The organism is Magnetococcales bacterium (assembly GCA_015231925.1).
In the GTDB taxonomy this organism is placed as follows: Bacteria; Pseudomonadota; Magnetococcia; order Magnetococcales; family JADGAQ01; genus JADGAQ01.
In genome coordinates this window covers 1-6861 of record JADGAQ010000212.1, presented here as the reverse complement: position 1 = coordinate 6861, position 6861 = coordinate 1, and the positions used below count along the sequence as shown (strand labels likewise).

Genomic DNA, 6861 nt, shown 5'->3' with positions numbered 1-6861 from the left:
CTTCCCAGCTGTCGGTCACCCAGTCGACAGCGACCTCGATGGCCCGCCTCAGGAAGTGGTCGATCAGCACGGGATGGTCCGGGCTGGCCCGCACCGCCGTTTTCATGTAGCGGCGCAGATCGGTCTCGTCGAAGACCACCTCCATGGCCCGCCCGCCCAAAACATAGGAGGGGCGCACCACCACCGGGTAGCCGACCCGATCGGCCACCGCCACCGCCTCGTCCTCCGAGCGGGCCAGGCCGTTGCGGGGCTGACGCAGATTCAGGCGAACGAGCAACTGTTGGAAGCGTTCCCGGTCTTCCGCCACATCGATGGCGTCCGGGCTGGTGCCGATGATGGGCACACCGGCGGCTTCCAGGGACTTGGCCAGCTTCAGGGGCGTCTGCCCGCCAAACTGCACGATGACCCCGTCGGGCTTCTCGCAGGCCACAATCTCCATGACGTCCTCGAAGGTCAAAGGCTCGAAGTAGAGCCGGTCCGAGGTATCGTAGTCCGTGGAGACCGTTTCCGGGTTGCAGTTGACCATGATGGTCTCGTAACCCGCCTCCCGCAGGGCGTAAGCCGCGTGGACGCAGCAGTAGTCGAACTCGATGCCCTGCCCGATGCGGTTGGGTCCGCCGCCCAGAATCATGATCTTGCGCCGGGAGGTGGGTTCGGCCTCGCACTCCTCTTCGTAGGTGGAGTAGAGATAGGCGGTCTGGGAAGGGAACTCCGCCGCGCAGGTATCCACCCGTTTGAAAACGGGGCGAATCGCCCGTTCATGCCGCCGAGCCGCCACCGCCGCCGCCGTGGTGCCCAGCAACAGGGCCAGACGACGGTCCGAAAAACCCTGCCGCTTGCACTCCCGCAGCAGGGTGTCGGGAAGCGTTTCGAGGGTGAACTGGCCCAGATGCCGCTCCATCTCCATCAACAGGCGAATCTGTTCCAGAAACCACGGATCGATCCCGGTGGCCTGCTGGATCCAGGAGAGTTCCCGCCCGAGACGAAAGGCCTCCGCCACATAAAGGATGCGATTGGGGCCCGGATGCAGCAGATGCCACTCCAACTGGGTATCCCGCTCGGTCTCGGCCACCTCGTCGAGAATGGCGTCGAAACCGTCCAAACCCGTCTCCAGGGAGCGCAGGGCCTTCTGCAGCGCCTCCCGGAAGGTGCGTCCGATGGCCATGGCCTCGCCCACCGACTTCATCTGGGTGGTCAGCGTGGCCGTCGCCTGAGGGAACTTTTCAAAGGCGAAGCGGGGCACCTTGACCACCACATAATCGATGGTCGGCTCGAAGGAGGCCGGAGTGACGCCGGTGATATCGTTCATGATCTCCGGCAGGGTGTAACCCACGGCCAATTTGGCCGCCACCTTGGCGATGGGAAAACCGGTCGCTTTGGAGGCCAGCGCCGAGGAGCGGCTGACCCGGGGATTCATCTCGATGATGACCACCCGGCCATCGTGGGGATTTACGGCAAACTGGACGTTGGATCCGCCGGTATCGACCCCGATGGCCCGCAGCACGCGGATGGAGGCGTCCCGCAGAATCTGGTACTCCTTGTCCGTCAGGGTCATGGCCGGAGCCACGGTGACGGAATCGCCGGTGTGGATACCCATCGGATCGAAATTCTCGATGGAGCAGATGATGATGGCATTGTCCAGGCGATCCCGGACCACCTCCATCTCGTACTCCTTCCAGCCCAGCACCGACTCTTCGACCAGCACCTCCCCGGTGGGCGAGACATCCAGTCCGCGGCGAATGATCTCCACGAACTCTTCCAGGTTGTAGGCGATGCCGCCCCCCGAGCCGCCCATGGTGAAACTGGGCCGTATGATGGCCGGGAAACCCACCATGTCGAGAACCGCTTTGGCCTCTTCCAGGGACTTGGCGAAACCGGAGCGGGGCATATCCAGCCCGATCTCCTGCATGGCGCGTTTGAAGAGTTCCCGGTCCTCCGCCTTGGCAATCGCCTGGCGGGAGGCCCCGATCAACTCGACGCCGTACTTCTGCAGAATCCCGGCGTCGTGCAGCTTCATGGCCAGATTGAGTGCGGTCTGCCCGCCCATGGTGGGCAGCAGGGCCTGGGGGCGCTCCTTCTCGATGATGCAGGTCAGGGTACTCAGGGAGAGGGGTTCCACATAGGTGCGGTGGGCCGTTTCGGGATCGGTCATGATGGTGGCCGGGTTCGAATTGACCAGCACCACCTCGTACCCCTCCTCTTTCAGCGCCTTGCAGGCCTGAACGCCGGAGTAGTCGAACTCGCAGGCCTGACCGATGACGATCGGGCCGGAACCGATAAGCAGAATCTTGCGGAGGTCGGAGCGCCTGGGCATTCGGACTAACCTTGCATGAGTTCGACAAACTGCCCGAAAAGATAATGGGCATCGTGTGGACCGGGGCTGGCCTCGGGATGGTACTGCACCGAAAAAATGGGCCGATTGCGATGCCGCATCCCCTCGACCGTGCCGTCGAAGAGGGAGCGATGGGTCACCTCCACCTCGGCGGGCAGGCTCTCTTCCCTCACCATGAACCCGTGGTTCTGGGAGGTGACTTCGACCTGTTTGGTCGCCAGATTCTGCACCGGGTGGTTGCCACCGCGATGACCGAACTTCATCTTCTCCGTGGTCCCGCCCAGGGCCAGACTCAACATCTGATGGCCCAGACAGATGCCGAACACGGGGATCCCCTTGCCGGTCAGCTCCCGGATGGTGGCGATGCCCCGGGTAACCGCCGCCGGATCACCGGGTCCGTTGGAGAGGAAGATACCGTCGGGCCGGGTGGCCAGCACCTCTTCCGGCAGGGCGGTCGGTCCCGGCAGAACGCTCAAATGACAGCCGACGCCCGCCAGGGAGCGCAGGATATTGTGTTTGATGCCGAAATCGAGTACCGCAACCCGGTATTTGGCCTCACCGGGGGCCTGCTCTCCGAAACCGGAGGCGTTTCCCGCCCATTTCCAGGTCGTCTGGCTCCACTCATGGGGTGCGGTGCAGGCCACCTCGCGGGTCAGATCAAGCCCTTCCAAACCCGACCAGGCCTGGGCCTGAAGCCTCATCTCCGCTGCATCGGACTCCGGAAGGGTGGTGATCACGCCGCGTTGATAGCCCTTCTGGCGCAGGATGCGCACCAGGCGGCGGGTGTCGATACCCTCGATGGCCGGAATGCCGTGGCGACTCAAAAAGTCGTCGAGGCTCTCCCGTGATCGCCAGTTGGAGGGAATCGGGGAGGACTCCCGCATCACGAAACCCCGAATGTAGGGTCCGATCGATTCCATGTCCTGGGGATTGATGCCGCAGTTGCCGATTTCGGTTGCGGTCATCACCACGATCTGGCCCGCATAGGAGGGATCGGTCATGATCTCCTGGTAGCCCGTCATGGAGGTATTGAAACAAACCTCGCCGACCTTGGTGGTCGCCGCGCCCAGGGCGCGACCCACAAAGCGGCTGCCATCTTCCAGAACCAGCATTGCCAACCGGGATTGTTCCACGCTTAACGGCTCCTCGCGGGCCATGATCCTGCCAATAAGTGCAAAGCCTTCCACGGCGACAGCTTATACCCCCAATCCGGGGACGAGTCAACGCAACGCCCCCCGAATCGCCCCATGGAACGTTGCCAAAAGCCCCCGTCCAGGGCATAACATTAGCGGATTCCAGACTTTTCTCCCAGCGCAAACGGTATGTGCCCCATGAAATTCCCGGTCATCCTGCTCTGTCTGACCCTCCTCGCGCCGGTTACGTTCCGTGCCGCCCGGGCCGGTGGCTGGCTGGGGGCCACGGTTTTTCCACCTCACGGCGTGGAGATCGGCGACATCATCAAGGAGAGCCCCGCCGACAAAGCCGGATTGCGTCGCGGTGACGTGATCCGCAAACTCAATGGACAGTTGATTCACTCCATCCCCCAGTTTGTGGAAACTATCCGGCAGACGTCCCCTGGAACCGGGGTGGAGCTGGAGATCCATCGTTCAGGCGAAGAACACCACCTTAAAGTCGTTCTGGACGATACCAGCCGCCATCCCGACACCTGGGCCACTCCCCCCGGAGACGTTTTCATCCCTTTTGCCCCGCCCGGCATGGCGCTTCCGCAGTGAAATGGCCCACTCCCCTGCTTCCGGCCACCCTGGAGAGGCGCACCAAACGCTTTCTGGCCGAGGCCGTGCTGGAAGATGGCCGGAGCGTGGTGGCGCACTGCGCCAATCCGGGATCCATGCGCGGTCTGCTGCCGCCACGAGCCGGAATGCTCCTCTCCCGCAAGGAGAGCGCCTCGCGCAAATTACCCTTCACCTGGGAGCTGGTTTCGGTGCAAGGTAGCTGGGTCTGCGTCAATACCGCCCTGGCCAACGCCGTGGTGGCCGAAGCCCTGGAGCAGGGAACGATCCCCGCGATGCGCGATTATACCGCCTTTCGTCGGGAGGTTGCGTGGCACACGGGAACCCGCTTCGACTTCCGGCTCACGGCGGAAGGGAGACCAGACTGTTACATGGAAGTAAAAAGCGTCTCCCTGAGCCTCGAACCAGGGGTTGCCGCCTTTCCGGACGCCGTGACGCAACGGGGCAGCCGGCATCTGCAGGAGTTGATCGCCGTTGTGGCCGGGGGGATGCGCGCCGTTCTGCTGTTTCTGGTGGTGCGTGCCGACTGCCGGAGTTTTCGACCCGCCGGGGAGATCGATCCCCGTTACACCGAACTCCTGCACACCGCCCGGAAAAACGGCGTCGAGGTTCTGGTCTGCGGCTGCCGCATCGACCCGGAGGAAATCACCTTGTCCCATGCCTTGCCCTGGGAGTTGGGCCTTTCATGATCATCATCAAAACCGCCGCCGAAATCGAAAAAATGCGCGCCACCAGCCGACTGGCCGCCTTGACCCTGAAAATGATCGAACCCCATATCAAACCCGGCATCACCACCGACACCCTGAACGACATCTGCCATCGCTTCATTGTGGAACACGGGGCCGTCCCCTCCCCGCTGAACTACAAGGGCTTTCCCAAATCGATCTGCACCTCGGTCAACCAGCAGGTCTGCCACGGCATACCCAGCGACCGCGTTTTACGGGGCGGCGATATCATCAACGTCGATATCACCACCTGTCTGGACGGTTTTCACGGGGATACCTCCGCCACCTTCTTCGTCGGGCAGCCCGCTCCCCAGGCGGAAAAGATCGTGCGCGTCGCCCGTGAGTGTCTGGACAGGGGCATTCATGCCGTCCGACCCGGTGCCCGACTGGGTGACATCGGCGCCGCAGTGGATGCCCATGCCCGGGCCAACCGCTGCAGCGTGGTGCGGGAGTATTGCGGCCACGGTATCGGTCGCCAGTTCCACGAGGAGCCGAGCGTGCTGCATTACGGCACCCGGGGCGACGGTCCGGAGCTGTTGCCCGGCATGATCTTCACCATCGAGCCCATGATCAATCTGGGCAAGGCGGCCATTCGCCATCTGCCGGACCGCTGGACCGTGGTGACCAAGGACCACTCCCTCTCCGCCCAGTTCGAACATACCCTGCTGGTCACCCCGACAGGTTGTGAAATCCTCACCCGGGTCGGGACCGATGGCTGATTCCTATCTCGTCGTCGGTTTGGGCACCTTCGGCAGTCGCGTGGCCCGCGCTCTTTACGAAGAGGGGGGCACCGTTCTGGCCGTGGATCAGGACGAAAACCGGGTCAACGCCATTCGGGAGTCCTGTTCCAAGGCCATCTGTTGCGACGCCACCGACGCGGAGGCCATGAAAGCCGTCGGGGCCTTCGAGGTGGATACCGCCATCGTGGCCATCCGCCACGCCTTCGGCTCCACCGTTCTGGTGACCTATTCCCTGCACCAGGCGGGTATCCGCACCATTCTGGTCCAGGTGGACAACGAGCCGGAAGCCTCGGCGATTCGGGCCGTCGGGGCCACGGAGGTCATCTTCCCTCCCCGCGACATGGCTCTGCGCATCGCCAAGCGCCTGATTCATCCCGATCTGGCCGAAAGCATTCCCCTGGGAGCGGACATGGCCATGATCGACATACCCTGCCCCGCCCCCTTCGTGAACCGCAGCCTCGCCGAACTGGGCCTGCGCACCCATTACGGCGTCAACCTCGTCGGCCTGCGTCATAGCGGCGACGAAAATACCGGCAGGCAGAAGTTCAGTATCAATCCCGGTCCCCACACCCGTCTGCAGGCCAGGGACAACCTTCTCCTGCTGGGAAATCCCCGGCAGTTGGCCCGGATCAAAGCCCTTCGGGACCAGGACGACGGGCTCAAGCCGCCACCTGCCCCGGCCCCATGAACACCCGCCCCGCCTCTCCGGGGGAGGAACGCATCCTGGTCTGCGTCAGCCCCAGCCCCTCCTCGGCCCGGTTGATTCATGCCGCCGCGAATCTGGCGGAAAAACTGGGGGCCAAATGGCTGGCGGTCGCCGTGGAGGCCCCCGATGCCTACCCGATGGATGGAGAGGACCGGCGCCGGCTGCTTTCCCATCTGCGGCTGGCCGAATCCCTGGGCGCCCAACCCCTGCGCCTGACCGGCCTGCATGTCAACCAGGAGATACTGCGTTGCGCCCGGCAGCACGGCATCACCCGCCTGTTGGTCGGCAAACCCACCCTGCGGCGCTGGCGGGACCTCATATTCCCACCCCTGGTTTTCGAGCTGTTGCGCCAGAGCGGGACTATGGAAGTGCTTTTCATGGCGGGCCCCGAGCTGCCTCCGCCCGCCATTCCTCCCCAGCCCCTGCGAGGGGACATCCCCTGGAACGGCTATGCCGCCAGTCTTCTGCTGGTGGCCCTCACCACCCTGGCCGCCTTTCTGGGACGCCATCTTCTGACCCCTGCCGACACGGTCATGCTCTACCTCCTGCCCATCATGGCGTCGAAATTGTGGCAACCCCGGCACTCTTTGGAATCCCGGCTCTTCAT

Annotated in this window: 7 protein-coding genes; 5 read left to right on the top strand and 2 right to left on the bottom strand. The window is 63.7% G+C overall.

The features are described from left to right. The coding region (gene carB / locus HQL56_17195) for a carbamoyl-phosphate synthase large subunit (protein ID MBF0311255.1) at positions 1-2314 on the bottom strand (2314 nt) is incomplete at its 3' end. 5 nt (positions 2315-2319) lie between these two features. Then, a complete protein-coding gene (carA, locus tag HQL56_17190) occupies positions 2320-3489 on the bottom strand; it encodes a glutamine-hydrolyzing carbamoyl-phosphate synthase small subunit (GenBank protein ID MBF0311254.1) in 1170 nt (389 codons plus the stop codon). A gap of 174 nt (positions 3490-3663) precedes the next feature. Here carA and HQL56_17185 point away from each other — a divergent pair, with 174 nt between their 5' ends. The 5 genes from HQL56_17185 to HQL56_17165 form a co-directional block, all read left to right on the top strand. After that, positions 3664-4065, top strand: a complete 402-nt coding sequence (locus tag HQL56_17185) for a PDZ domain-containing protein (GenBank protein MBF0311253.1) — start codon at positions 3664-3666, stop codon at positions 4063-4065. Then, a complete protein-coding gene (gene sfsA, locus HQL56_17180) occupies positions 4062-4772 on the top strand; it encodes a DNA/RNA nuclease SfsA (protein ID MBF0311252.1) in 711 nt (236 codons plus the stop codon). Before HQL56_17185 ends, sfsA begins: the two co-directional genes overlap by 4 nt. Then, positions 4769-5527, top strand: a complete 759-nt coding sequence (gene map / locus HQL56_17175) for a type I methionyl aminopeptidase (protein ID MBF0311251.1) — start codon at positions 4769-4771, stop codon at positions 5525-5527. Before sfsA ends, map begins: the two co-directional genes overlap by 4 nt. After that, a complete protein-coding gene (locus HQL56_17170) occupies positions 5520-6236 on the top strand; it encodes a TrkA family potassium uptake protein (GenBank protein MBF0311250.1) in 717 nt (238 codons plus the stop codon). The genes map and HQL56_17170 overlap by 8 nt, the downstream gene beginning before the upstream one ends. Then, the coding region (locus HQL56_17165; GenBank protein ID MBF0311249.1) for a sensor histidine kinase KdpD at positions 6233-6861 on the top strand (629 nt) is incomplete at its 3' end. The genes HQL56_17170 and HQL56_17165, both read left to right, overlap by 4 nt.